A 212-nucleotide genomic window follows, 5' to 3' on the forward strand; every position below is an offset into this window, starting at 1 on the left:
CCAAACCCACCGAAGCCGACCAGATCGTCCACACCGCCTACGACCTACCCGCCATCGCCGACCGCTACCACGCCTTCCTCCGCCGCTGGGACCACCACCGTCCGTTGGCCGACGCGCCCGACGACCTCGCCCGACAACTCCTCCTGCACACCGAATGGCTCCAACTCGTCCGCCAAGACCCCCGACTACCCGCCCAACACCTCCCCACCGAC

The 212-nt window shown here is 68.9% G+C and carries 1 protein-coding gene; it reads left to right on the forward strand.

The features are described 5' to 3' along the window. A partial coding sequence (locus ADK67_RS17100; protein ID WP_331459304.1) for a PaaX family transcriptional regulator C-terminal domain-containing protein occupies positions 1-212 on the forward strand: 212 nt, incomplete at both ends.

The sequence above is a fragment of the Saccharothrix sp. NRRL B-16348 genome, assembly GCF_001280085.1.
Taxonomy (GTDB): Bacteria; Actinomycetota; Actinomycetes; order Mycobacteriales; family Pseudonocardiaceae; genus Actinosynnema.